30 protein-coding genes and 2 tRNA genes are annotated in these 25771 nt (G+C 43.1%); 31 read left to right on the top strand and 1 reads right to left on the bottom strand.

The window, feature by feature from the left end:
• Nucleotides 1–73 precede the first annotated feature (73 nt).
• From DWY31_RS07355 to DWY31_RS07420, 14 genes are all read left to right on the top strand, one after another.
• On the top strand, nucleotides 74–1081 hold the full coding sequence (locus DWY31_RS07355; RefSeq protein WP_117537848.1) for a beta-ketoacyl-ACP synthase III: 1008 nt from the start codon (nucleotides 74–76) through the stop codon (nucleotides 1079–1081).
• 199 nt (nucleotides 1082–1280) lie between these two features.
• Nucleotides 1281–1505, top strand: a complete 225-nt coding sequence (locus DWY31_RS07360) for an acyl carrier protein (protein ID WP_021859711.1) — start codon at nucleotides 1281–1283, stop codon at nucleotides 1503–1505.
• A 42-nt stretch (nucleotides 1506–1547) separates the two neighbouring features.
• A complete protein-coding gene (gene fabK, locus DWY31_RS07365; protein WP_021859712.1) occupies nucleotides 1548–2486 on the top strand; it encodes an enoyl-[acyl-carrier-protein] reductase FabK in 939 nt (312 codons plus the stop codon).
• Complete coding sequence (fabD, locus tag DWY31_RS07370) at nucleotides 2479–3405, top strand: ACP S-malonyltransferase (protein ID WP_117537849.1); 927 nt, start codon at nucleotides 2479–2481, stop codon at nucleotides 3403–3405. Before fabK ends, fabD begins: the two co-directional genes overlap by 8 nt.
• A gap of 90 nt (nucleotides 3406–3495) precedes the next feature.
• On the top strand, nucleotides 3496–4236 hold the full coding sequence (fabG, locus tag DWY31_RS07375) for a 3-oxoacyl-[acyl-carrier-protein] reductase (RefSeq protein WP_118519925.1): 741 nt from the start codon (nucleotides 3496–3498) through the stop codon (nucleotides 4234–4236).
• A gap of 79 nt (nucleotides 4237–4315) precedes the next feature.
• Nucleotides 4316–5557 carry a beta-ketoacyl-ACP synthase II gene (gene fabF, locus DWY31_RS07380; RefSeq protein ID WP_118519926.1) on the top strand — a complete coding sequence of 414 codons (1242 nt, stop codon included), beginning with the start codon at nucleotides 4316–4318 and terminating at the stop codon, nucleotides 5555–5557.
• Between the two features lie 22 nt (nucleotides 5558–5579).
• Nucleotides 5580–6056 (top strand): acetyl-CoA carboxylase biotin carboxyl carrier protein, encoded by a 477-nt coding sequence (gene accB / locus DWY31_RS07385; protein WP_021859716.1) that lies wholly within the window; start codon nucleotides 5580–5582, stop codon nucleotides 6054–6056.
• A gap of 26 nt (nucleotides 6057–6082) precedes the next feature.
• Nucleotides 6083–6511, top strand: coding sequence for a 3-hydroxyacyl-ACP dehydratase FabZ (gene fabZ / locus DWY31_RS07390; RefSeq protein WP_021859717.1), 429 nt, complete (start codon nucleotides 6083–6085; stop codon nucleotides 6509–6511).
• A 10-nt stretch (nucleotides 6512–6521) separates the two neighbouring features.
• The gene (locus DWY31_RS07395; RefSeq protein ID WP_117537851.1) at nucleotides 6522–7871 is read left to right on the top strand and encodes an acetyl-CoA carboxylase biotin carboxylase subunit; all 1350 of its coding nucleotides are present in this window, start codon (nucleotides 6522–6524) and stop codon (nucleotides 7869–7871) included.
• A 39-nt stretch (nucleotides 7872–7910) separates the two neighbouring features.
• Complete coding sequence (locus tag DWY31_RS07400; RefSeq protein WP_117537852.1) at nucleotides 7911–9728, top strand: acetyl-CoA carboxylase carboxyltransferase subunit alpha; 1818 nt, start codon at nucleotides 7911–7913, stop codon at nucleotides 9726–9728.
• A gap of 35 nt (nucleotides 9729–9763) precedes the next feature.
• Complete coding sequence (locus DWY31_RS07405) at nucleotides 9764–10882, top strand: NAD(P)H-dependent flavin oxidoreductase (RefSeq protein ID WP_117537853.1); 1119 nt, start codon at nucleotides 9764–9766, stop codon at nucleotides 10880–10882.
• A gap of 107 nt (nucleotides 10883–10989) precedes the next feature.
• Nucleotides 10990–11448 (top strand): MarR family winged helix-turn-helix transcriptional regulator, encoded by a 459-nt coding sequence (locus DWY31_RS07410; protein WP_021859721.1) that lies wholly within the window; start codon nucleotides 10990–10992, stop codon nucleotides 11446–11448.
• An 85-nt stretch (nucleotides 11449–11533) separates the two neighbouring features.
• Nucleotides 11534–12253, top strand: a complete 720-nt coding sequence (locus tag DWY31_RS07415; protein WP_243060480.1) for an HAD family hydrolase — start codon at nucleotides 11534–11536, stop codon at nucleotides 12251–12253.
• A gap of 54 nt (nucleotides 12254–12307) precedes the next feature.
• On the top strand, nucleotides 12308–13042 hold the full coding sequence (locus tag DWY31_RS07420; RefSeq protein ID WP_330411856.1) for an NAD-dependent protein deacylase: 735 nt from the start codon (nucleotides 12308–12310) through the stop codon (nucleotides 13040–13042).
• Between the two features lie 101 nt (nucleotides 13043–13143).
• Here the strand turns inward: DWY31_RS07420 and DWY31_RS14270 are convergent, their stop codons facing one another.
• Entirely contained in the window at nucleotides 13144–13269 is a 126-nt protein-coding gene (locus tag DWY31_RS14270) for a hypothetical protein (protein ID WP_021859725.1), read from the bottom strand.
• Nucleotides 13270–13399: 130 nt separating this feature from the next.
• On the opposite strand from DWY31_RS14270, the gene DWY31_RS07425 reads away from it, so the two are divergent.
• The 17 genes from DWY31_RS07425 to DWY31_RS07505 all read left to right on the top strand — a co-directional run bounded on the left by DWY31_RS07425 (nucleotide 13400) and on the right by DWY31_RS07505 (nucleotide 25552).
• Nucleotides 13400–13870 carry a winged helix-turn-helix domain-containing protein gene (locus DWY31_RS07425; protein ID WP_118519927.1) on the top strand — a complete coding sequence of 157 codons (471 nt, stop codon included), beginning with the start codon at nucleotides 13400–13402 and terminating at the stop codon, nucleotides 13868–13870.
• Nucleotides 13857–14900 (top strand): molybdopterin-binding protein, encoded by a 1044-nt coding sequence (locus DWY31_RS07430; protein ID WP_118288424.1) that lies wholly within the window; start codon nucleotides 13857–13859, stop codon nucleotides 14898–14900. The genes DWY31_RS07425 and DWY31_RS07430 overlap by 14 nt, the downstream gene beginning before the upstream one ends.
• Entirely contained in the window at nucleotides 14900–16015 is a 1116-nt protein-coding gene (locus DWY31_RS07435; RefSeq protein ID WP_243060482.1) for an XdhC family protein, read from the top strand. Before DWY31_RS07430 ends, DWY31_RS07435 begins: the two co-directional genes overlap by 1 nt.
• Before the next feature lie 84 nt (nucleotides 16016–16099).
• The gene (moaA, locus tag DWY31_RS07440; protein WP_118519928.1) at nucleotides 16100–17065 is read left to right on the top strand and encodes a GTP 3',8-cyclase MoaA; all 966 of its coding nucleotides are present in this window, start codon (nucleotides 16100–16102) and stop codon (nucleotides 17063–17065) included.
• 4 nt (nucleotides 17066–17069) lie between these two features.
• Nucleotides 17070–18005, top strand: coding sequence for an MOSC domain-containing protein (locus DWY31_RS07445; protein ID WP_118519929.1), 936 nt, complete (start codon nucleotides 17070–17072; stop codon nucleotides 18003–18005).
• Nucleotides 18006–18130: 125 nt separating this feature from the next.
• Entirely contained in the window at nucleotides 18131–18994 is an 864-nt protein-coding gene (gene modA / locus DWY31_RS07450) for a molybdate ABC transporter substrate-binding protein (RefSeq protein WP_118519930.1), read from the top strand.
• 105 nt (nucleotides 18995–19099) lie between these two features.
• Nucleotides 19100–19795, top strand: a complete 696-nt coding sequence (gene modB / locus DWY31_RS07455) for a molybdate ABC transporter permease subunit (protein ID WP_021859732.1) — start codon at nucleotides 19100–19102, stop codon at nucleotides 19793–19795.
• Nucleotides 19796–19882: 87 nt separating this feature from the next.
• On the top strand, nucleotides 19883–20383 hold the full coding sequence (locus DWY31_RS07460; protein ID WP_118288428.1) for a YcxB family protein: 501 nt from the start codon (nucleotides 19883–19885) through the stop codon (nucleotides 20381–20383).
• 17 nt (nucleotides 20384–20400) lie between these two features.
• Entirely contained in the window at nucleotides 20401–20826 is a 426-nt protein-coding gene (tsaE, locus tag DWY31_RS07465; protein WP_021859734.1) for a tRNA (adenosine(37)-N6)-threonylcarbamoyltransferase complex ATPase subunit type 1 TsaE, read from the top strand.
• Nucleotides 20814–21557: a tRNA (adenosine(37)-N6)-threonylcarbamoyltransferase complex dimerization subunit type 1 TsaB gene (gene tsaB / locus DWY31_RS07470; protein WP_118519931.1), complete on the top strand. Its 744-nt coding sequence runs from the start codon at nucleotides 20814–20816 to the stop codon at nucleotides 21555–21557. The genes tsaE and tsaB overlap by 13 nt, the downstream gene beginning before the upstream one ends.
• 24 nt (nucleotides 21558–21581) lie before the next feature.
• Complete coding sequence (rimI, locus tag DWY31_RS07475; RefSeq protein WP_118519932.1) at nucleotides 21582–22055, top strand: ribosomal protein S18-alanine N-acetyltransferase; 474 nt, start codon at nucleotides 21582–21584, stop codon at nucleotides 22053–22055.
• A gap of 96 nt (nucleotides 22056–22151) precedes the next feature.
• Nucleotides 22152–22391, top strand: coding sequence for a hypothetical protein (locus DWY31_RS07480; RefSeq protein WP_117537865.1), 240 nt, complete (start codon nucleotides 22152–22154; stop codon nucleotides 22389–22391).
• A gap of 33 nt (nucleotides 22392–22424) precedes the next feature.
• Nucleotides 22425–23333, top strand: coding sequence for a ribonuclease Z (locus tag DWY31_RS07485; RefSeq protein ID WP_118519933.1), 909 nt, complete (start codon nucleotides 22425–22427; stop codon nucleotides 23331–23333).
• A gap of 37 nt (nucleotides 23334–23370) precedes the next feature.
• A complete protein-coding gene (gene tsaD, locus DWY31_RS07490) occupies nucleotides 23371–24399 on the top strand; it encodes a tRNA (adenosine(37)-N6)-threonylcarbamoyltransferase complex transferase subunit TsaD (protein WP_117537867.1) in 1029 nt (342 codons plus the stop codon).
• Nucleotides 24399–25142, top strand: coding sequence for a 2-C-methyl-D-erythritol 4-phosphate cytidylyltransferase (gene ispD / locus DWY31_RS07495; RefSeq protein ID WP_021859740.1), 744 nt, complete (start codon nucleotides 24399–24401; stop codon nucleotides 25140–25142). The genes tsaD and ispD overlap by 1 nt, the downstream gene beginning before the upstream one ends.
• A 160-nt stretch (nucleotides 25143–25302) precedes the next feature.
• Nucleotides 25303–25388: transfer RNA gene (locus tag DWY31_RS07500), tRNA-Ser, on the top strand.
• A gap of 75 nt (nucleotides 25389–25463) precedes the next feature.
• Nucleotides 25464–25552: transfer RNA gene (locus tag DWY31_RS07505), tRNA-Ser, on the top strand.
• The last annotated feature ends 219 nt before the right edge of the window (nucleotides 25553–25771 follow it).

A 25771-nucleotide genomic window follows, 5' to 3' on the forward strand; every position in this document is an offset into this window, starting at 1 on the left:
TCAAAATAATTCGTCGGAGATAAAATGCGATGTCACGATCTGTCTTCCGGCGGAAATATACAGAGGAATGAACATGATTGGAAGAATAACAGGAACGGGTTCTTATATCCCGTCATATTGTATGGATAATAACGACATTGCAAAATTAGTAGAAACCAGTGATGAATGGATTCAGGAACGCACCGGCGTGGCAAGGCGGCACATTATCACGAATGAGACAACCGTATCAATGGCAGCAGAGGCAGGAAAGCGTGCACTGGAAAATGCAAATGTCAGACCGGAAGAAGTAGATCTGATCCTTGTATCAACAATTTCTTCGAATGTAATACTTCCGTGTGCGGCATGTGAAGTGCAGAAAGAAATAGGTGCGTTAAATGCAACTTGTTTTGATTTAAGCGCAGCATGTACCGGATTTGTACTGGCATATAATACGGCAGCAGCTTATATTGCGGCAGGAATGTACCAGACAGTACTGGTTATTGGAAGTGAGAGCCTGTCGAATCTGACAAATTGGGAAGACCGTGGGACATGCATTTTATTCGGAGACGGAGCGGGAGCGGCAGTTGTACAGGCGTATGACGCACAGAATGAGGAAATAACGACAGACAGAATGTATTTTCCGGTGACACATTCCGATGGGAAAAGCGGAAAAGCACTTACGCTAAAGAGCAGACATGATGCAAATGGCCTTACAAAAAAGATCGATAAGGAAACAGTATTTGATGAAGAACATTTCATGCAGATGGACGGACAGGCAGTATTTAAATTTGCTGTAAAAAAAGTGCCAGAAGTCATAACGGAGACGCTCGAAAAGAACAAATTAAAGAAAGAAAACATCGCATGCTATATTTTGCACCAGGCAAATCGAAGAATCATTGAAGCGGTTGCCAGGAGACTGGATGAACCGATAGAAAAATTCCCAATGAATCTTAAGGAGTATGGCAATACATCTTCTGCCAGTATCCCGATTTTGCTGGACGAATGTAACCGTAAAGGGAAATTAAAGAGTGGCAGTAAAATTGTACTTGCCGGCTTTGGCGCAGGACTGACATGGGGTGCGACAATCATTCAGTGGTCATAGCATTTGGAATAATCAATCAGTGCAGTTTCGGCAGGCGACCGTATAAGGTCGAAATATCACAGAGATATAAAGAGCTGGAAAATTCCACCTTTATATAAAACGCCGGGAGAACATGACATCACAGGGAAGACTGCTTAGAAGATCTCCCAGCAGTATTTATAAGAACAGAAAAATAATGAAGATGAAGGAGAACAGACATATGTTAGAGAAAATTAAAGCGTTAGTAGCAGAAAACCTTGGAGTGGAAGAAAGCAAAATTACAGAGAACTCTTCTTTCAAAGAAGATCTGGGAGCGGATTCTCTTGACCTTTTTGAGATGGTCATGGGACTGGAAGAGGAATTTGAAATTGAAATCCCGACAGAAGATCTGGAACAGATCGTAACAGTTGGAGATGTTGTGAAATATATCGAAGCACATAAATAAAACAAGTGGCACAAAGTACAAATAAGTAAGTGAGGTTGAACTATGCAGACAGAAGTAACCAGATTATTAGAAATCGAATATCCGATTATTCAGGGCGGTATGGCATGGGTGGCAGAATACCATCTGGCGGCTGGCGTTTCAAATGCCGGAGGTCTTGGCATCATAGGTGCTGCATCTGCTCCGGCTGACTGGGTAAGAGAGCAGGTCAGAGAAGCAAAGAAGCTGACTGACAAGCCATTTGGAGTCAATATTATGCTGATGAGTCCATATGCAGATGAAGTAGCCAGAGTGATTGTTGAAGAAGGCGTAAAAGTTGTGACAACAGGAGCGGGCAGTCCTGAAAAATATATGAAAATGTGGAAAGAAGCCGGCGTGAAGGTCATTCCGGTGGTTGCTTCTGTCGCACTTGCGAAGAGAATGGAACGCTGCGGTGCAGATGCAGTCGTAGCAGAAGGATGCGAAGCCGGCGGACATATCGGAGAAAATACAACGATGGTACTTGTTCCGCAGATCGCAGATGCGGTGAAGATTCCGGTGATCGCAGCCGGAGGGATCGCAGATGGAAGAGGAATTGCAGCAGCATTCATGCTGGGCGCAGAAGGTGTACAGATGGGGACGCATTTCGTAGTCACAGATGAGTCGCAGGTACACGATAATTACAAAGAGCGGATTATCAAAGCGAAGGATATTGATTCTCGTGTGACAGGAAGAACGACCGGACATCCGGTGCGAGCGCTTCGCAATGATATGACAAAGAAATATATAGAATTGGAAAATAAGGGTGCAGGCTTCGAAGAACTGGAACATCTGACACTTGGAGGTTTAAGAAAAGCAGTTGTAGACGGAGATGTGAAAAATGGAAGTGTCATGGCAGGTCAGATTGCAGGAATGGTAAAAGAAAGAATGTCCTGTCAGGCATTGATCCAGAAACTGGTGAAAGAGACCGATGAATTGATCGGAGGGAAAGGATTTTATGAGTAAAACAGCATTTATCTTTCCAGGACAGGGAGCGCAGAAAGCCGGAATGGGAGCTGATTTTTATGAAAACAGCGAACTGGCGGCGAAGATTTACGATGAAGCAGCAGAACATCTGGGAATAGATATGAAGGCGCTTTGCTTTGAAAAAAATGAGAAGCTTGACGTTACAGAATATACACAGGCGGCAATGGTGACAACATGCCTTGCTATGGAGAGAGTATTGGAAAATGCAGGTGTAAAACCGGATGTAACAGCCGGTCTGAGCCTGGGAGAATATACAGCCATTGCTGTGGCTGGCGGAATGACAGATCAGGATGCCATCCGTTTAGTCAGAAAAAGAGGAATACTGATGCAGAATACGGTGCCGGCGGGCGAAGGAGCCATGTGTGCAGTGATGGCGCTGGATGCGCAGAAGATTGAAAATGTCATTGCAGACATTTCCGGTGTGACGGTCGCAAATTATAACTGTCCGGGACAGATTGTTATTACGGGCGAAAAAAACAGTGTAGAAAAAGCAGCGGAGAAATTAAAAGAAGCAGGTGCAAAACGGACCATTCTTTTAAATGTAAGCGGACCATTTCATTCGCCGATGCTGAAACCAGCAGGTGAAGAGCTGGAAAAAGAATTAGAACAGACAGAATTACATCCGCTTGCCATTCCGTACTATACAAATGTAACTGCGAAAAAAGTAGAGGACATCAGAGAAACAAAGGCACTGTTAAAGGAACAGGTAAGTGCACCGGTCCGCTGGATGCAGAGTGTAGAGCAGATGATCGCCGATGGTGTCGATACATTTGTGGAGATCGGTCCGGGAAGAACGCTGGCAGGATTTCTTCGTAAGATCAACCGGGATGTTGCCGTATACAATGTAGCGGCATGGGAAGATGTTGATAAAGTTGCAGAAATGCTTTCCGGAAAATAACAGAAAAAAATTGGAACAGGTTTATACAAAAAAACAGACAGAAAAATTTGAAACAGGTTCATATAAAACAGGCAGAAAGCGAGGATATATATGCTGGAAGGAAAAGTGGCGGTTGTCACAGGCGCATCCCGCGGAATCGGGAAAGCGATTGCGTTAAAACTGGCATCCCAGGGAGCAAAAGTTGTGATCAATTACAACGGTTCAGAAGAAAAAGCAAAAGAAGTGCAGGCGCAGATTGAAACAGAAGGCGGAAAAGCAGTGATTTACCGGTGTGATGTTTCAGATTATGGTGCATGTCAGACATTTATACAGGATGTAATAAAGACAGAAGGAAGTATGGATATTCTTGTAAACAATGCAGGAATTACAAGAGATGGCCTGCTGATGAAAATGTCAGAAGAAGATTTTGACAGGGTGATCGATACAAATTTAAAAGGTGCTTTTCACACGATCCGGTTTGCGGCACGTCAGATGCTGAAACAGAGAAGTGGAAGGATCATTAACATGGCATCCATTGTAGGCGTGACAGGAAATGCCGGACAGGCAAATTATGCTGCATCGAAAGCAGGCGTGATCGGACTGACAAAAGCGACAGCAAGAGAACTGGCATCCAGAGGAATCACAGTCAATGCAGTTGCACCGGGATTTATTGAGACGGATATGACAGCAGTGCTCCCGGAAAAAGTAAAAGAAGCATCGGTATCGCAGATTCCACTTGGGAAATTCGGTTCGCCGGAGCAGGTAGCATCTGCAGTCGCATTTCTTGCGTCCTCTGATGCAGCTTATATTACCGGACAAGTGCTCCATGTGGACGGCGGCATGGTGATGTAAGCAGGAAGAAAAAGAGCATGGCAGTGATTACAGACGTGACAAAGATACAAGTGTGTAATGGCATAAAGGAGAAAAGAATTTGAAGAGACGAGTAGTAGTGACCGGACTTGGCGCAGTAACTCCGATTGGAAATACGATAGAAGAGTTCTGGATGGGAATTAAAGAAGGAAAAGTCGGGATCGGAGAGATTACGAAATTCGATACCACAGATTATAAAGTGAAGATCGCAGCTGAAGTGAAAGATTTCGTAGCAAAAGAGCGGATGGATTTTAAAGCTGCAAAGCGAATGGAACCATTTTCCCAGTATGCAGTGGCAGCTGCAAAAGAGGCATGTGAGGATGCAGGATTTGATATTACAAAAGAAGATCCGTTCCGTGCAGGTGTGATCATTGGTTCCGGAATCGGAAGCCTGCAGGAAGTAGAGAAAGAATACGATAAAATCAAAACCCGCGGACCGGGACGTGTGAATCCGTTAATGGTGCCACTGATGATTTCCAATATGGCAGCAGGAAATGTTTCGATTCAGCTTGGATTCCGCGGAAAATGTACGAATGTTGTGACTGCATGTGCATCTGGGACAAACTGTATCGGTGATGCATTCCGCGCAATCCAGTACGGCGATGCAGATGTTATGGTGGCAGGTGGAACAGAGAGCTGTATCTGTCCGACCGGAGTAGCAGGATTTACAAGTCTGACAGCATTGTCTACATCAACAGATCCAATGCGCGCATCCATTCCGTTTGACAAAAATAGGGATGGATTCGTACTTGGTGAAGGCGCGGGAGTGGTGTTCTTGGAGGAACTGGAGCATGCCAAAAAACGAGGCGCGAAGATTTATGCGGAAATCGCAGGATATGGAGCAACTGGAGATGCCTACCACATTACTTCACCGGCAGAAGACGGAAGCGGTGCAGCCAAAGCGATGGAACTTGCAATGGAAGAAGGAAATGTAACGCCGGAGCAGATTGATTATATCAATGCACACGGGACAAGTACACATCACAATGATCTGTTTGAAACACGCGCGATTAAGCTGGCACTTGGAGATGAAGCAGCTAAAAATGTAGTGGTAAATTCGACCAAATCTATGATCGGACATTTATTAGGAGCAGCAGGTGGCGTAGAGTGTGTCGTCTGTGTGAAAACGATACAGGATGGATTTATCCATCAGACAGTGGGAACTACCGAGACAGATGAAGAGTGTGATCTGGATTATGCAGTAGGTGCGCCGGTAGAGAAAGACGTAAATTATGTGCTGACCAATTCACTGGGATTTGGTGGACATAATGCAACACTGTTGTTGAAACGTTATGAAGGATAATACTGGAAAGCGAGAGAATAACATGGAATTTCAGAATCTGATTACATTGATTGAGTCCGTGTCAGCATCTGATCTGACCGAACTGAAATATGAAGAAAATGGTGTGAAGATAAAACTCAGTAAAAAAGAAAGAAAAGTGCAGACGATCCAGGTATCAGAGGCACTGACATCCGAGACGGCAGCTCTTACGGCAGGCAGAAATGAAAAGGATATTCAAAGTACCGGTACAGGCAAAGAAAATGTAAATGAAGAAAACGTGCCGGCGGGAAAAGTAGTTGCATCCCCGCTTGTCGGAACTTTTTATGTAGCACCTGCGGAAGATGCGGAAGCATTTGTACAAATCGGAGATACGGTGAAAAAAGGACAGACGCTGGCGATCGTAGAAGCGATGAAACTGATGAATGAGATTGAGAGTGACTACGATGGAACGGTTGCGGAAGTTCTGGTAGAGAACGGAGCACCGGTAGAATACGGACAGCCATTATTCCGCATTATTTAGGAAAAAGAGTCTCACAGGAGGAACAGATGAAACATTTAGATATAGCAGAAATTCAGGAAATTATTCCACACAGACATCCATTTTTACTTCTGGATTACATTGAAGATTATGAGCCGGGCGAATATGCCATTGGATATAAATGTGTAACTTACAGGGAAGATTTTTTCGCCGGACATTTCCCGGGACAGCCGGTCATGCCGGGAGTATTGCAGATTGAAGCTCTGGCACAGGCAGGTGCGGTTGCGATTTTAAGTGTACCGGAAAATAAAGGAAAGATTGCATTTTTCGGCGGAATAAATAAATGTAAATTCCGCGGAAAGGTACTGCCGGGTGACAAATTAAAATTAGAGACACGGATCATTAAAAAGAAAGGTCCGGTAGGTGTCGGAGAGGCAGTTGCAAGTGTAGACGGTAAAGTTGTTGCAAGTGCAGAACTGACATTTATGATTGGATAGGTGAGCATGTATGATTAAGAAAATTCTGATCGCAAACCGCGGGGAGATCGCAGTTCGCATCATTCGTGCGTGCCGGGAAATGGGAATTGAAACGGTTGCGGTGTACTCAGAAGCAGATAAAGAAGCATTACATACAAAACTTGCAGATGAAGCAGTCTGCATCGGTCCGGCTCCGTCGAAAGACAGTTATCTGAGCATGGACCGCATTATTAGCGCAACTATTATAACCGGTGCAGATGCCATTCATCCGGGATTTGGTTTTTTATCCGAGAATAGTAAATTCGCAAAATTATGTGAAGACTGTGGCATTACATTTATCGGTCCGGATTCCGATGTAATCTCGAGACTGGGAAATAAGCAGGAAGCAAGAAATACAATGACAGCGGCTGGTGTACCGGTGATTCCGGGAAGTACAGAAGCAATTTATGATGTAGAGACAGGCGCAAAAACAGCTGCCGAAATCGGTTATCCGGTCATTGTCAAGGCAGCGCTTGGCGGTGGCGGAAAAGGAATGCGTGTTGCAGATACGCCGGAAGAGTTTGAAAATGCATTTCAGACAGCGCAGAAAGAAACAGAGATGGCATTTGGGGATAACACAATGTATATCGAACATTTTGTGGAAAATCCCAGACACATTGAATTTCAGATCCTTGCAGACAAATATGGAAATGTCATTCATCTGGGAGAACGAGATTGCTCTATTCAGAGAAATCATCAGAAAATGATCGAGGAATCGCCGTCGATTGCACTTAACAGCAAATTGCGGGAAAAGATGGGATATGCGGCAGTTACGGCGGCAAAAGCAGCCGGATATGAGAATGCCGGAACGATTGAATTTCTGCTGGAGAAAAACGGGAATTTTTATTTTATGGAAATGAATACCCGTATCCAGGTGGAACATCCGGTGACTGAATGGGTTACAGGGATTGACCTGGTCAAGGAGCAGATTCGGATCGCATCAGGGGAAAAACTTTCTTATAAACAGGAAGATGTTCACTTAAGCGGACATGCAATTGAATGCCGGATCAATGCAGAAAATCCGGAAAAAGGCTTCCGTCCGTCTCCGGGTACAATTACGGATATGTATCTTCCGGGAGGCAAAGGAATCCGCATCGATTCAGCAATTTACAGCGGATATACGATTCCACCATATTATGATTCCATGGTTGCCAAGCTGGTCGTATGGGCAAAAAACAGAAAAGAAGCCATTCGGAAAATGCAGAGTGCACTGGGGGAAATTATTATCGAAGGAATTGATACAAATGTAGATTACCAGTATGAGATTCTGCATCATCCGGATTATTTAAAAGGCAATATTGACATTGGGTTTATTGAAAATATGCAGGTGAAAGCACAGTAACACAAAGCATAAGGATAGAGATAATAAAGGTGACATTTTATGAAACTGGACAATATGTTTAAAAAGACCAGGCAGATTTCTGGAAGAAAAAATTATATTCATCTGGGTGGCAGAAAACCGGAAGTGCCGGAAGGATTATTGCGCAAATGCAACAAATGCGGCGGTGCAATTATAGCGGAAGATGTAAAAAGAGAGTATTTTATCTGCCCGAAATGCGGAGGGTATTTCCGTGTGCATGCATACCGCAGGATAGAAATGATCGCAGATGAAAATTCCTTTGAAGAGTGGGATATGGATCTTCAGACAGAGAATCCACTTGATTATAAAGGCTATGAAGAAAAAATTGAAAAACTGCAGGAAAAGACAGGACTTAGGGAAGCCGTTGTAACAGGAAAAGCAACGATTCTTGGACAACCCGCCGTACTGGCAGTCTGCGATGGCAGATTTATGATGGCAAGTATGGGAGAAATTGTCGGAGAAAAAATTACAAGAGCAGTAGAACGCGCCACAAGGCAGGAATTGCCGGTTATTATATTTGCATGTTCCGGAGGTGCCAGAATGCAGGAAGGAATCGTGTCCCTTATGCAAATGGCGAAGACATCCGCAGCATTGAAGCGTCACAGCGATGCGGGACTTTTATACATCAGTGTCTTGACAGATCCAACAACCGGTGGTGTAACTGCAAGTTTTGCAATGCTGGGAGATATTATACTGGCAGAACCAAAGGCACTGATCGGCTTTGCAGGGCCGCGTGTGATTGAGCAGACAATCGGACAGAAACTGCCAAAAGGTTTCCAACGTTCGGAATTTCTGCTGGAGCATGGATTTATTGATCAGATCGTAGAACGTCCAAAGATGCGGGAGACATTAGGCAGAATTCTGGAATTTCACGGGAAAGTGCAGACTGACATAGAAGATACAATAGATAAGACGGCAGGGGAGACAGCAAGTCAGACAGGAGATCAGGCGGTAGACCGGGCAACAGGTAAGATGGTAAGTAAGACAACGGTTCATACAGCGGATGAGATAAAGAGTAATGACTCAGAAGATATCGTAGATATGGCACAGACTCAGAAGATAAATGCATGGGACCGCGTCCTTCTGTCCCGTAGGAAAAACCGTCCGGTTGGCAGTGACTACATACGGATGCTGTTCCAGGACTTCACAGAATTTCACGGAGACCGTCTCTATGGAGATGATCCGGCGATCATTGGCGGGATCGCATATTTTAAAGAGCGACCGGTGACTGTGATCGCACAGGAAAAAGGAACAAACACCAAAGAAAATATTATGCGCAATTTTGCTATGCCATCCCCGGAAGGCTACAGGAAAGCATTGCGTCTTATGAAACAGGCAGAAAAATTCCACCGTCCGGTAATCTGTTTTGTAGATACACCGGGAGCATTTTGTGGACTGGAAGCAGAAGAACGTGGACAGGGAGAAGCAATTGCGAGAAATTTATATGAACTTTCCGGTTTAAAAACGCCGGTACTCTCAATTGTGATCGGTGAAGGTGGAAGTGGCGGAGCACTTGCGCTGGCAGTCGCAGATGAAGTGTGGATGCTGGAAAATTCCATTTATTCGATTCTTTCACCGGAAGGATTTGCAAGCATTTTGTGGAAAGACAGCACGAAAGCAAAAGAAGCGGCAAAAGTGATGAAGCTGACAGCAGATGATCTGAAGAAAATGGGCGTGATTGAATGTGTGCTGGAAGAGCCGGAACAATATACGGTACAGACGATGAAACCAGTTGCAGATCAGCTCCGGGGAAAAGTAGAGGCGTTTATAGAAAATTATGAGCAAATGCCGGAGCAAAAACTGACAGAACACAGATATCAGCGTTTCCGTAAGATGTAAGGAAACACAGATATTTGCACATTAAGGAGCAAAATATGGACTATAAACCATTAAAAATAGGAAATTTGACAGCAAAAGTTCCAGTGATACAAGGTGGAATGGGAATCGGGATCAGCCTTGGAAATCTTGCCGGAACTGTTGCAAAAGTGGGCGGCATAGGGATTATCTCTGCCGCCCAGATTGGTTTTAAAGAAGCGGATTTTGATCAGAATCCGGAAAAAGCCAATTTAAGAACGATTCAGAAAGAATACGAGAAAGCGAGAAAGATTGCGCCGGACGGCGTGATTGGTTTTAATATCATGGTAGCAATGCGCCACTATGAAAAATATGTAGAAGCGGCGATACAGGCAGGTACAGATCTTATTATTTCCGGAGCAGGACTTCCGATGGATCTGCCGAAAATAGCAGGAGCAAGTCAGGTGAAACTTGCGCCGATCGTTTCGTCAGAAAAATCCGCACGTGTGATTTTCAGATATTGGGAGAAAAAATATAAACGGCAGCCGGATCTGGTAGTAATAGAAGGACCGCTCGCAGGTGGACACCTCGGATTTTCTGTGGAAGAATTGGAAATGTATGAAGCAGAATGTGGAAATCTGTGCCATGGTTCTGTAAATAGCGGATCTGAAAATCGTGGGAAAAAGAAATATGAAGATGAAGTCAGAAAGATTCTGGAAACAGTGAAAATTTACGAAGAAAAATGCGATCATGAAATTCCGGTTGTACTCGCCGGCGGTATAGATGATGCGTCAAAAGTGAAAGAAGCATTTGCACTTGGAGTGGACGGCGTACAGGTTGCAACAAGGTTTGTGACAACGAAAGAATGTGATGCGGATATTCGTTATAAACAGGCGTATCTGGATGCAAAGAAAGAAGATATTGTAATTGTGAAAAGCCCGGTGGGCATGCCGGGGCGGGCAATATTAAATTCATTTCAGAAAAAGGTGCGTGCCGGTGAGAAAATCCCACACAGTCCATGTCACGGATGTCTGCACAAATGCAATCCAGCAGAAATTCCGTATTGTATTACAGATGCGTTGATCCATGCTGCTAAAGGAGAAGTGGAAGATGCACTTTTATTTTGTGGTGCAAATGCATATAAGGCGACGAAAATAGAAACGGTTGAAGAGGTGATACAAGATTTGTTTAAGGCTTGATTCTGCCTGGAGTGATGGATATAATAAAAGTATGAGAAGTTGCCTGAATGAAGGCAGCCAAGGAAGGGCACGGGAGGAAAGTGCCAGGGAATGAAGAGGGATAAAACATGGAAGATGCTTACAAGGTGATCAATGACACGTTAGTTTCGCTGATCAATGAGATATGGCGCTTAGAGGAAAAAGCCATCATTACCGAAGAATTTAAAGATATTTCGAACAACGATATGCATGTTATTGAGGCAATCGGACTTGGAGAAGGTGGCAATATGTCTTCGATAGCCAGAAAGCTAAATGTAACGGTCGGAACATTAACGACAGCAATGAACAGCCTTGTGAACAAAAAGTACGTGACCAGACAGCGCAGCGAAAAAGACAGAAGAGTTGTATTTGTGAAATTGACAGAGCGTGGAGAACGTGCTTACCATCACCATGCAGATTATCACAGACAGATGACAGAGGCAATTTTGGACAAATTGGATGAAAAAGAATTGCCGGTACTCATCAAGACGTTGGATGCATTGTCAGAATTTTTTAACGGATACAGCGAAGAGCCGGAGAATAAATAATCTCACGGCATGAATTGCTTTGCGCCAGGAGTAATTTCACAGTGTGAAATGCTTTCAGGCAGAAGTAATGAACGAGAGCGTATATATGAGAATAAAACATTCACGAGAACAGGCAGGAAGAAAGAGGCAGAATACAGGCATGATAAAAGGCGTAATTTTTGACATGGATGGCACCATGTTTGATACGGAGCGATTATCCAGCTATTGTTGGAAGAGAACAGGAGAGAATCTTGGAATTAATGTAACAGACGAATTGATGAATGACTGCAGAGGGAAGAACCCTGCAGTCATTCGTAGATTATATATGGAAGCATTTGGAGAGACATTCAACTATGACGCTGCAAGAGCTGCCAAGCATGTAATTTTTAATGAGATTATAGCCGGAGATGGTGTACCGGTCAAAAAGGGATTAGAGGAATTGCTTGGTTATCTTGAAAAACAGGAAATTAAAAAAGCAGTGGCAACATCCACAGAAAAGAAACGTGCAAGCAAACTTTTGCAGGATGCGGGCGTGTATGAGAAAATGGACGCATTTGTCTATGGTGATGAGATTAAAGAAAGCAAACCGGATCCGGAGATTTTCCGTGTAGCGGCAGAGAAAATCGGATGTAAGCCAGAAGAATGTCTTGTATTAGAAGACAGTGAAGCAGGACTTCGCGCAGGAATCGCACTTGGCGGTGCAATTATTTGTATTCCGGATATTGCAATTGTGCCGGAACAAGTGACAGCGAAAGTGACAGAAACACTTGCAGATCTGGGGAAAGTGATTGGGTGGTTGGAAGCACATAGATGTAATGCAAAATGATATCGGTAGTATATGGATACCTTGTGAAAAAGATAAATCAGGAGGTGCATGATTATGCAGGAACAATGGAAAGAACAGATTACACAGTTGCAGAAAATGATTGATGATTCAGACCGTATTGTATTTTTCGGAGGCGCCGGCGTTTCGACGGAAAGTAACATTCCGGATTTCCGGAGTGCAGATGGATTGTATCATCAGAATTATAAGTATACACCGGAGCAGATTGTAAGCCACAGTTTTTTTATGCATAACCCGGAAGGATTCTATGAATTTTACAAAGAAAAGATGATGTATCTGAACGCGAAACCGAATGCAGCACATAAGAAAATCGCAGAACTGGAAGCAGCAGGAAAGCTGACTGCTGTGATCACACAGAATATTGACGGACTTCATCAGGCAGCAGGAAGTAAGAATGTACTGGAACTGCACGGAAGTATACACCGTAATTACTGTATGGAATGTGGCAGATTTTATGATGCAGCATATGTGAAAAATGCGGAGGGGATTCCGCATTGCGAGTGTGGCGGAATGATCAAACCGGATGTGGTCCTTTATGAAGAAGGACTGGATCCGGAAGTAATCCAGAAAAGCATCCGTGCGATCAGTGAAGCTGATATGCTCATTATCGGTGGCACATCTCTGGTTGTATATCCGGCAGCCGGATTTATCGATTATTTCCATGGTAAACACCTGGTTGTGATCAATAAAAGCGAGACAGCGAGATCTGTCGGAGCAGATCTTACCATTGCAGCTCCGATCGGGGAGATCATGGATGCGGTTGTTGTGTAAACTCATTATATATAAATGAATATAGGTAAATAAAAGTAAAGAAAAAAAGACGGTGGTTTGCAGAATAGTACGAAATGCAACTGATCGTCTTTTTTATTTTATTAAAAGTAGTTGTGATACTCAATCTTTTCATAGATAAATATAGAATTACAATGTACTGTATTAAGATAATCCAGGCTGACATCAAATAAATCAACGACATAGATAATCTTTCTGGAAGTTAACATCTTAACCCTTGCCTCATTTTATTTCATATGCTAAAATACAACCGTTATATTTAAAAAAACATAACGAAACTTATAATAAATATATTCATAAAACGATTTTATTAAATGGATTTTTCGGAGAAACACTACTATGAAAGACACGAACACGATAAACAACTGCATCCATCCCAAGATCCGCCTGCGTTTTGACACGCAGGAAAAGTTCTTCGGACCGGGCGTGTGTGAACTTCTGGAATTGATTGATGAGACCGGTTCTGTGCAAAAAGCGTGTGTACGGATGGAACTTTCTTATTCCAAGGGGAGCAAGATGTTAAAAAAACTGGATCAGGTGATTGGTATATCTATAGTAGAACGCTGGACAGGTGGCGCAGGCGGCGGAGGCGCAAGGCTGACAGAAGCCGGTCAAAAGCTGGTCAAAACTTATCGTAAGATGGAAACAGAAGTGCAAAAAGCCGCCGAAGATGCCTTTTATAAGTATTACGGCGAAGATTTTCGGAATGCGATCACAATAAACAGCTCAATCACAGAAGAAAGCGTTATTAGTCTGGAAAAAGCAATCATAGACATACAGACAGGAGGAACTACAGATGAAGCTGATTAAAACGGAAGATGCAGTCGGACATGTATTGTGCCACGATATCACACAGATTATCAAAGGCGTGACGAAGGACGCAGTATTCCGCAAAGGTCATATTGTGACAGAAGAAGATATCCCGGTTCTGTTATCTGTTGGAAAAGAGAATCTCTACGTCTGGGAAAAGGAAGAAGGCATGCTGCATGAAAATGATGCGGCAGAGATCTTACGCCAGATCTGCCAGGGAGAACATATGCATCCATCAGATGTCAAAGAAGGGAAAATTGAACTGATTGCGGATATAGATGGTGTATTGAAGATTGAACGGGAGAAATTACGGAAAGTCAATAGTCTTGGCGAGATAATGATCGCCAGCAGACACGGCGATTTTCCAGTAAAAAAAGGCGATAAATTAGCCGGAACAAGAGTAATCCCATTGGTAATTAGTGAAGAAAAAATGCAGCAGGCAAAAGATGTGACAGCAGGAGGAGTAATTTTCAACATCCTTCCTTATAAAAAGAAGAAAGCAGGTATTGTTACAACTGGAAGTGAAGTTTATTATCACAGGATCAAGGATACATTTACGCCGGTGATCGAAGAAAAACTGGCTGAATACGATATAGAGATTGGTGGACATGAGATTTGCAATGATGATCCGCAGATGATTGAAAATGCAATTCGTAGCTTATTAGCAGATGGATGTAACATGATTGTCTGTACCGGTGGAATGAGCGTAGATCCGGATGACCGGACTCCGTATGCAATCCGGCAGGTGACAGGCGAGATTGTAAGTTACGGCGCACCGGTTCTCCCGGGAGCCATGTTCCTGCTTGCATATTATAGAGAAGAAGGAAAAGAAGTAATTCCAGTCTTAGGACTTCCGGGATGTGTCATGTATTCTAAACGAACGATTTTCGATCTTGTACTTCCGAGATTGACTGTCGGTGAAATATTAACAGCAGAAGATTTAAATACACTTGGAGAAGGTGGTTTATGTCTGAATTGTCCGGAATGCACCTTCCCGAATTGCGGCTTCGGTAAAGGAGGCACCCGGTAATGGTAGATGTAAAAAGCAGAGCGACTGACATGTGGGCATTATTCGAGGCAATCGATCAGTGTGAACCGGATGTGGAAAAACAGGTACTTACAAGCTTGCAAACAGAATATCTGGGTGAGAAGTGTCTTGTGGCAGATCATAAAATTGTATGGGAATCGGATGCACAAGAACGCTATGCCAGATATTTTGGAGAACACCCGGAAGAACTTCATAAGCTGGATATAAGTGGAAAGATACAGCTTTCAGATGAACAAGTATTTTGTGATACATTAGGCAATGAAAAGAAACTTGTCATTTGCGGTGGCGGACATGTTTCCATTCCGGTAATCCGTATGGGACGGATGATCGGCTGTCATGTGATTGTTTTGGAAGACCGACCGAAATTTGCGGATGCGGCGAGAAAAGCAGGAGCAGATGAAGTATACTGCGAAGCATTTGCGGATGGTCTGCAGAGAATCGACGGAGATGCAGACACTTATTTCGTCATTGTGACAAGAGGACATCGCTATGATGAAGAGTGCCTGGAGCAGATTACAAAGAAAAGACATGCATACATTGGAATGATCGGAAGCCGCAGACGCATTGCGATGGTAAAAGAACACTTACTGGAAAAAGGCTGCGATCAGGCTGTGCTGGATGAAATCTATTCACCGATCGGGTTAAATATCGGGGCAGAGACACCGGAAGAAATCGGTGTTGCGATCATTGCAGAGATCATAGAAGTAAAAAATAAGAAGAAACGCACCTACGGCTATTCCAAAGAAATCCGTAAGGCGATAGAAAATGATACAGATTATGGACAGAAAGTCTTAGCAACAATTATAGATAGAAAAGGTTCTGCGCCACAGGGCGTTGGCGTGAAGATGCTGATCTGCGAAAACGGAACCTGTGTTGGCACGATTGGTGGAGGCTGTATGGAAGCCGGAGTTGTGCAGAAAGCAAGACTGCTGATGTCAAAAGCCCGGACATTAACTACTACACAGCCGCAAAGTGGGAAGGACGAAACAGACACAGCCAGCATTTGTTCTGTAGATTTGCAAAATGCAGACGCAGGTGAAGAAGGCATGGTGTGCGGGGGCTCTGTAAAAGTATTGCTAGAACTTCTTGAGGAGTAAGAATGTAAAACAATCATTTATAGACAGCCTTCCCAGAGAACAAAGAGAACAAGAAGGAAGAGAGCAAGGAGCGAGATAGAAGAAATGAAGGATTTATGTGGCAGAGAAATCAATTATATGCGTATTTCAATTACTGACCGGTGCAATTTGCGCTGCCAATATTGTATGCCGGACGGAATAGAGCTCTGCCCTATGAAAGACCTTCTGACTTATGAAGAGATTGTAAGTGTCTGTCAGGAAGCAGTTTCACTTGGCATTCATAAATTCAAAATTACCGGTGGTGAACCGCTTGCGCGAAGAGGCTGTGCAGATCTGATCCGGATGATTTATGAGATTCCAGGTACAGAGGAAGTCACACTTACAACAAATGGTGTGCTGCTTGAAAAATATTTACCGGAACTTTGGAATGCCGGTCTTCGGAGTGTCAACATCAGTCTGGACACATTAGATCAGAAAGTTTATACAGAGATTACCGGATTTCCAATGTTGGATCAGGTGCTGCAGTCGCTGAAAGCTGCAATGAAGATAGGAATGCATGTGAAGACCAACACGATTTTACAAAGAGGGCGAAATGAATCTTCATGGAAGGAATTACTGATTCTGGCGAAAGATATTCCTGTCGATGTCCGGTTTCTGGAACTCATGCCAATCGGAGAAGGAAAAGAAGGAGAAACGATTTCCAATACAACGCTGTTTCAGAAAATAAAAGAAATCTATCCGGATATAAAACCGGATGAAAGAAAACACGGAAATGGACCGGCAATCTATTATAAAATTCCTGGGTTTGAAGGAAGTATAGGATTTATCAGTGCAATACATGGTGTGTTCTGTGATTCCTGTAACCGATTGCGCATGACATCTACAGGCGAATTAAAACCATGTCTCTGTTATGATGAAACGATATCTGTGCGTGACGTAGCAAGATGCGGTGATTCGGAAAAAATCAGAGAAAATATAAAGCATGCAATACAAATAAAACCGAAAAAACATTGTTTTTCAGAGATTGAAAAAGTGTCGGAAAAGAAAAAAATGGCACAGATCGGAGGGTAAATCTATGGGGAAAATTGTCGGAATCTGTACCAGTGAAAAAAGAGGTACAGTCAAAAAAGAACAAAAAGAAGTGAATTTAATAGAAGGCTGGGGGCTGGAAGAAGATGCCCACGGTGGCAACTGGCACAGGCAGGTCAGCCTTCTTTCTTATGAAAAAATACAGAAATTCAGAGAAAAAGGTGCGGATGTAGCACTGGGAGCATTTGGCGAAAACTTGATCATTGAAGGATATGATTTTCGGGATCTTCCTGTCGGAACCAGATTCCGAATCGGAGATGCGATTCTGGAAATGACGCAGATCGGGAAGAATTGCCACAGCCACTGCGAGATCTATAAACGGATGGGTGACTGCATCATGCCGAGAGAAGGTGTATTTGCTGAAGTAGTAAAAGGCGGACACATAAAAGTCGGAGATGAAGTAGAGAAGTTACCGCTGGATGAAAATCGTCCATTTACTGCAGCAGTCATTACGTTGAGCGATAAAGGCTCACGGGGAGAAAGAGAAGATAAGAGCGGTCCGGAGGCGGTAAGCCTTGCTGAAGAGGCTGGATACATCGTAAAAGAAAGCCTGCTTCTGCCGGATGAAAAAGAAGCATTAAAAAAAGAACTGAAAAGACTTGCCGATCAAAGGCAGATCAATGTTGTATTTACAACCGGTGGCACCGGATTCTCAGAAAGAGATGTAACGCCGGAGGCAACCATCGAGGTTTGCAATCGAATGGCAAATGGAATTGCAGAAGCAATTCGTAATTATTCTATGACGATTACACCGAGGGCAATGTTCAGCAGGGGAGTATCGGGAATCAGGGGGAAAACTCTGATCATTAATTTGCCGGGAAGCCCCAAAGCAGTAAAGGAAGCACTGAGATTTCTGCTGCCACACCTGGAACATGGACTTGAAGTACTCCGTGGGACAAGCCGCGAATGTGCGCGGGTATAGCATAATAAGTTCGGCAAAGCTCGTATTATTTATTACCTATGGGTGTAAACTTTCAAAGATTAGATTATAAATTTATAAGAAGAGATTTTTCTTAATTATCAACATCTAATCAAAGGAGAAGACAAATGAAAAAAAGAATTTTAGCAGCAGTGCTGGCGGCTGTTATGGTATTTTCTTTAGCAGGCTGTGCGGGAAACAAAAACGAGAGCAAGGATTCAAAAAAGGAATCCGGGAAAAAGACAGAGATCCAGGTATTTATTGCGGCAAGTCTGAATACAGTCATGACAGAACTTGCAAAAGAATATCAGAAAGATCACCCGGATGTAAAAATCACTTATAATGCTGACAGTTCAGGAACACTTCTGACACAGATTGAAGAAGGGTATGAGTGTGATTTATTCTTTTCAGCAGCACAGAAACAGATGGATCAGCTTGAAGAGGACGGACTGGTTGTAGACGGTACAAGAAAAAATGTAGTAAACAATCAGGTCATTGTTGTAACAAGAAAAGACAGCAAAACAAAAGTAAAAGGTCTGGAAACATTAAAAGACGCTAAAAGTATTGCATTAGCAGGCGGCAGTGTTCCGGTTGGTAAATATACAAGAGCGGCACTGATATCTATTGGTAAGCTGAAAAAAGTGGAAGATCCGGCAACGATTACAACAGAAGAAGTTTCCAAAGCGCTTGGCGATGTGGAAATCAGTGAACAGGATAATGTCAGTAAAGTCCTTTCCGCAGTAGTAGAAGGATCCTGCGAAGTCGGAACCACTTACTATTCAGATACATATGGATACGAAAAAGATCTGGATATCCTGGAAAAAGTAAGCTATGATCTGACAGGGGATGTTATTTATCCAATCGCAGAAGTGAAAAATGATGAAGCTGACAAAGCACAGAAAGCGGCAGCAGAAGACTTCTTAAAATTCGTAACATCAGATCAGTCAAAGAAAGTATTTGACTCTTATTACTTTGACACAAATGTAAAATAAACATGAAATAGATAGAAAACAGATACAGGCTATGCGGGAAGCATAGTCTGTTTTAGAAATAACGGACATAACAAATGATTAAAAAAACACAGGAGGAATGAAAAAATGGCAGAAATTATACGAAATCTGGACTGGAGCCCACTTTATATTTCCATGAAAACAGGTATAGCAGCTACGATTTTCTCTTTTTTTCTTGGCATCTATGCGGCGAGAAAAGTGGTAAAGGCAGGACCTAAGATGAAAGCCATTCTGGATGGTTTTCTGACACTGCCGATGGTACTTCCCCCGACAGTAGCAGGATTTTTCCTTTTGTTGATTTTCAGCAGAAGACGACCTTTTGGAATTTTTTTGTTTGAACAGTTCCACATTAAAGTCGTGCAGACATGGCTTGGCTGTATTATAGCAGCAACAGTTATTGCATTTCCTCTTATGTACCGGAATGCAAGAGCGGCGTTTGAACAGATTGATGTTAACCTGATTCATGCCGGACGCACACTTGGAATGAGTGAGATTACTATTTTCTGGAAAGTAGTAGTTCCGGCAGCAGGTCCGGGAATTCTGTCAGGAACAATCCTTACATTTGCCAGGGCTCTGGGAGAATATGGCGCAACATCCATGCTGGCAGGTAACATTCCGGGAAAAACAGGAACGATTTCACAGAGGATTGCCATGGTTATCCAGGATGGAGACTATGCGACGGCAGGTGTCTGGGTTGCGATCGTAATTTTTATTGCATTTCTGATTATTGTGTTGATGAATCTGGTTTCAAACCGGGGAATGCGTCAGGTGAAACGCTGGTAATAATACCTATTTTTCTATAACAGAAGTGGCACGGAAAAAAAAGATGTGTTACAATGAAATATAATGAAAATTTGGAGGTGCGTGTAAATGGCAGTAAAAGTAGAAGTAAAACTGGATGTCCCATCGGTGACAGACTTTACGATACATCATATTTGTTCCGGTAAGATCGGAATATTCCGGAATGTCCTTGGAGTACTGAACGTAGCACTGGCAGTGGCATTTCTTGTAAAACAGCAGATCGCACTGGCAGTTGTATTTGCGTTGTTTGCAGCGTTTGTTCTGGGCGGATTGAAGATGATCATCCGCAACCGTGTAACAAAACAGATGGAACATTCCAATCGTCTGAGTGTGCCGGTGACTTATGAATTTTCAGAGAAGGGAATCCTGACAACAACAGAATCAGACAGTGGAATGGCATCGTGGGATGCATTTAAGCGTGCAGTGACAACGAAGAAAATATTGATCTTATACAGTAATTCCGGGCAGGCAATTATTCTTCCATTAAACCAGATTGAAGCGGAATACAAAGAAATCGCAGACTTGATTTATGAAAATATGCCGGCACCGGCGGTTCGTGTGCAAAGATAACAGAGAGGACAATATCCATGATAATAGAGACAAACAGTGAGAAAGAAACCTATGCGTTCGGTTTAGAACTTGGTAAGAAAGCACATGCCGGACAGGTATATACGCTGGTCGGTGATCTTGGCGTTGGCAAGACTGTTTTTACAAAAGGTCTGGCAAGAGGCCTGGATATACTGGAGCCGGTAAGCAGTCCGACATTTACAATTGTACAGGTATATGAGGAAGGGCGTTTGCCGTTCTATCATTTTGATGTGTACCGGATTGGAGATGTCGAAGAGATGGATGAGATTGGCTATGAAGATTATATATATGGTGACGGGGTGAGCCTGATCGAGTGGGCGAACCTGATCGAAGAGATCTTACCGGAACATTATACAGAGATTAAGATAGAAAAAGATCTGGAAAAAGGATTTGATTATCGGAGGATTAGTATATGCGAATATTAGCACTGGACAGCTCCGGCCTTGTAGCAGGAGTTGCGGTTCTGGAATCAGAAAATGAAAAGAAAGATGCGCAGACGATTGCCGAATATACTGTGAATTATAAGAAGACACATTCTCAGACTCTTCTTCCGATGCTGGATGAGATTGTGAAAATGACAGAATTAGACCTGGATACGATCGATGCAATTGCAATCGCGAGCGGACCTGGCTCATTTACCGGACTTCGTATCGGTTCAGCAACTGCAAAAGGACTGGGACTTGCACTTAAGAAGCCGTTGGTAGAAGTGCCGACACTGGAAGGACTGGCATACAATCTCTGCGGTACAGAAGGACTGATCTGTCCAATTATGGATGCGAGAAGAGGGCAGGTCTATACAGGTATTTATGCATGTGCAGATAATGAACTTAAAGTTATGGAAGAACAGATGGCAGTTCCGATAGAAGAACTGGCAGAAAAATTAAAAAAATACAATCGGAAAGTAACATTTTTGGGAGATGGTGTACCGGTTTTTAGAGAACATCTGGAAAATGAACTGCTCGCAGATATGAAGATTCAGTTTGCGCCTGCTCACCTGAACCGACAGCGTGCGGCAGCAGTAGGTGCACTTGGCATGAATTATTATAGAGAAGGCAGAACAGTCACAGCAATGGAACACCGCCCGGATTACCTGCGTGTATCACAGGCAGAACGAGAACGTGCAGAACGCGAGAAAAAGGAAAAATCCGGTCAGTAGATTTTGATTGATGAGGTTTCGCAGATGAAGCAGCAAATAGAAGTCCGGATTTTTGATCCGCAGGATGTGTTAGAAGCAATAAATCAGTCAGTATCAGAGATACTGGCAATTGAAAAATGTACATTTCCGGATCCGTGGAGCTCAGGCAGTATAGAAGAGACACTGAAGGCACCGGGATATCGAAATACAGGGGCATGGATAGAAGGAAAACTGGCAGGATATTTATTTTGTTCTTATGTGCTGGATGAGACGGAGATTGTCAAAATCGCAGTTGCACCAAAGTTTCAGAGGCGGGGAATCGCTACAGCACTTATGAATGAATTTACAGAGTGGTGTAAAGCGTCGGGAATCCACAGATGGATGCTGGATGTACGTGCCGGAAATGACTGCGCGGCAGCACTTTATCGGTCTTTTGGGTTTACAGAGGACGGAGTGCGTAAAAATTACTATACAGATCCGGTGGAAGATGCGGTTCTGATGAGCCGGCAGATATCATAATTGTCAGCAGTTTCCACTAGGAATCTGTAAAATGAAAGAATATAATGTAGGCGTAACAAAGAGAAAAAATGTGACAGACACATGCAGGAGGAACGTATGCGCCATTACAGAACACAAAAAATAGAGATAAAAAAATTAGATGAGATTATTTGCAACTGTTGCGGAAAGAAAATTTCGGTAATAAACGAAGTCCCACAGGAAGATATCGTGGAAGTGGAGAAGCACTGGGGGTATTTGTCGAAGAAAGACGGACAGAAAGACGCGTTTGATCTTTGTGAGGACTGCTATGACAGGATCGTATCTGGATTTTCAATACCTGTAACGTGCGACAGTTAAGAAAAAGAGAAGAAACAGAGGTAAAGTAAAAATATGTTAGATGTATGTTTGTTAGGAACAGGAGGAATGATGCCGTTGCCGTACCGGTGGCTTACGTCACTAATGGTGAGATATAATGGCAGCAGCCTGCTGATCGACTGCGGAGAAGGAACGCAAATTGCAATTAAAGAAAAAGGCTGGAGTTTCAAACCGATTGATGTGATCTGTTTTACACATTATCATGGAGATCATATCAGTGGATTACCGGGACTTCTCCTTACAATGGGAAATGCAGACCGGACGGAACCATTGACATTGGTTGGCCCAAAAGGGCTGGAACGGGTTGTCAATGCACTGCGTGTGATCGCGCCGGAGCTTCCGTTTCCTATCAAATATATAGAAATCAAAGATCAGGAGCAGACACTTGAGATGAATGGATACCGACTGAAGGCATTCCGTGTAAATCACAATGTAACATGCTATGGCTATACGATGGAAATAGATCGTGCCGGCAAATTCGATGTGGAACGCGCCAATGCAAATGCAATTCCAAAGCAGTTCTGGGGAATCCTGCAAAAAGGTGAGACTGTAGAAGATGGAGAGCATGTATATACTCCGGATATGGTATTAGGACCGGCAAGAAAAGGTCTGAAACTGACATATTGTACCGATACAAGACCGGTAGATGCTATCCGCAAGAATGCCATGCATTCGGATCTGTTTATCTGCGAAGGTATGTATGGTGAAAAAGATAAGCAGAAAAAAGCAAAAGAATATAAGCATATGACATTTTATGAGGCGGCAAAGCTGGCAAAAGATGCAGAAGTAGCAGAAATGTGGCTGACGCATTACAGCCCATCACTCAGTAAGCCGGAAGAATATATGGATGAAGTGAGAGAGATTTTCCCGAATGCGATTGCAGCAAAAGACAGGCGTTCGGTGGAACTTGTATTTTCGGATTAGAACGTGAATAACAAACAGAGAAAAGAAAGGTAAAACAATGAGTGAAGAAAAAGATATATTAATACTGGCAATTGAAAGTTCCTGTGATGAGACAGCAGCAGCGGTTGTGAAAAATGGCAGGGAAGTGCTGTCCAATGTGATTTCTTCGCAGATTGCACTTCATACCTTATATGGAGGTGTTGTTCCGGAAATCGCATCCAGAAAACATATTGAGAAGATTAATCAGGTAATAGAAGAAGCATTAAAAGAAGCTGAAGTAACACTGGAAGATATAGATGCAATCGGAGTAACCTACGGTCCCGGATTGGTTGGGGCGCTTCTTGTCGGTGTTGCCGAAGCGAAGGCAATCGCATATGCTGCGAAGAAACCACTGGTCGGAGTGCATCATATTGAAGGACATATTGCAGCAAATTTTATTGAACACAAAGATCTGGAACCGCCGTTTTTCTCCCTTGTTGTGTCCGGAGGACATACCCATCTGGTACGCGTAAAAGATTACGGCAAATTTGACATTATCGGACGTACAAGAGACGATGCGGCAGGAGAGGCTTTTGACAAAGTAGCCAGAGCGATCGGGCTCGGTTATCCGGGAGGACCAAAGATTGACAAGGTATCAAAAGAAGGAAATCCAGAGGCAATTGCATTTCCACGTGCACATGTAGAAGATTCACCATATGATTTCAGCTTTAGTGGAGTGAAATCTGCTGTGTTGAATTATATTAATGGCTGTCAGATGAAGGGAATCGAATACAATCAGGCGGATATTGCAGCATCTTTCCAGAAAGCTGTTACAGATGTACTTGTCGCAAATGCCATGCATGCGGTAGGAGAATATCATGTGGATAAATTTGCAATTGCAGGAGGCGTGGCATCAAACAGTGCACTGCGTGCTGCAATGAAGAAAGCATGTGAAGAAAAAGGTGTACAGTTCTACTATCCGTCGCCAATCTACTGTACGGATAATGCAGCAATGATCGGCGTGGCTGCATATTATGAATATATAAATGGAACAAGGCACGGTTGGGATCTGAATGCAGTCCCGAACTTGAAGTTAGGTGAAAGATAATGGGAATCAGACAGAAGAAACACTGTACGGCAATCGTCCTGTCGGCAGGACGTGGAAAACGTATGCATGCTTCTGTAGAGAAGCAGTATATAGAACTTTATAAAAGACCGGTCATCTATTATACACTGGAGATTTTTCAGTCATCATCTATTATAGATGATATTGTTCTTGTAGTAGGAAAGGGACAGGAAGAAGAAGTTTACGAAAAAATTGTACGAAAATATCATTTTTCAAAAGTAAAGGCGGTTGTAGAAGGCGGCGCAGAGCGTTATGCATCCGTCTGGAATGGTCTGCAGGCAATTGCAGATGGAAGAATCGGCGAAGAGAGCAAGACCGGCTATGTATTTATTCATGATGGAGCAAGACCGTTTGTGACAGAAAATATCTTAAGAAGAGGGTATGATACAGTGTGCAAATGTCGTGCTTGTGTAGCTGGCATGCCAAGCAAAGATACCATTAAAATCGTAGACGACAAGACATATTCGACAGCAACACCGGAACGTAAATATGTCTGGGCAGTCCAGACACCACAGATATTTGAAACAGAATTGATTACAGATGCATATTCCAGACTTATGGGGAAACACGCTGTACAGGTGACGGATGATGCAATGGTTTTGGAACAGATGCTTAAGATGCCGGTAAAGTTATTTGAAGGTTCCTATGAAAATATAAAAATAACGACACCGGAAGATCTGGACATTGCAAAAATGTTTCTGCTGGAACGTCGCAGACAGGGATGAGATCTGAATTAAAGAGGCTTTGCAGGTGGTGCTTAACTACGGGAAAGCACAGGAATACAAAAAAATAAAAAAATATGAAAAAAGATATTGACGAAGCGGCATGAAGTGTGCTAGAATACAACATGTCGCTGATACAGAAGCGATAAACAAGTGAATATATGGAGAGGTATCGAAGTGGTCATAACGAGGCGGTCTTGAAAACCGTTTGTCCGAGAGGGCGCGTGGGTTCGAATCCCACCCTCTCCGCTTTAAAACTACTAGTCTGTGCGACGGTAGTTTTTTATATGTTTTGTGATGTGTAAAGCTGTAGATCAGTATTTTGGAGAAATACCCAAGAGGCTGAAGGGGCTCCCCTGGAAAGGGAGTAGGTCGTTAATAGCGGCGCGAGGGTTCAAATCCCTCTTTCTCCGTTTGCTCGAAGTTCTAATGCGGAAGCGATTGAGAATGAGAGCGGATGCATCTGTTAAAAAGATGTAAAAAAGATTTAAAAAAAACGAAAAAAAGTTCTTGACAAAATGTACTAAGAAATGCTATTATAAACAAGCTGATTCGTACATGAGCAGCAAGAAAAGATAAGAACCTTGATAATTAAACAATAGACAACAACCCTGAAAATTCTTAAGAGAATA

The organism is Dorea sp. AF24-7LB, from assembly GCF_003478575.1.
GTDB lineage: Bacteria > Bacillota > Clostridia > Lachnospirales > Lachnospiraceae > Dorea_D > Dorea_D hominis.